This window comes from Vogesella mureinivorans (assembly GCF_007644035.1).
GTDB classification, from domain to species: domain Bacteria; phylum Pseudomonadota; class Gammaproteobacteria; order Burkholderiales; family Chromobacteriaceae; genus Vogesella; species Vogesella mureinivorans.
On record NZ_VMTV02000730.1, the window covers coordinates 1 to 348 of the forward strand.

1 protein-coding gene is annotated in these 348 nt (G+C 42.2%); it reads right to left on the minus strand.

Features of this window, described 5'->3' with window-relative positions:
• Window positions 1–268: FKBP-type peptidyl-prolyl cis-trans isomerase (locus tag FLQ44_RS17950; RefSeq protein ID WP_206208963.1), on the minus strand; the 268-nt coding region annotated here is incomplete at its 3' end.
• Window positions 269–348: the final 80 nt, after the last annotated feature.

Consider the following 348-nt stretch of genomic DNA (forward strand, 5'->3'; position numbering starts at 1 on the left):
TTTGTACGTTTTCAGGATTCCACGGACCGAAAGCATCTTCAGGAGGTAAGCTGACAGTACGACGGTCACCAGCACGCAGACCAAATAAGGCCTTTTCAAACCCCGGTAATAAGCTGCCATCACCCATAACTAAACTGACAGGTTCTTCACGGCTACGGGTATTATCAATTTCAACACCACTTTCAATCGCAACAGAAAAGTGCAGTTCTACTTTTGATCCATCCGCAATACGTGTTTCGTCATTGGGATTAATAATTTGTTCAGTCATTTTGCGCTTCCGCACGTTGAATACGATGCTTTTCTAAAAAGAAGGTATCAATTAACAATAAAATGGTACCGAGGGTAATC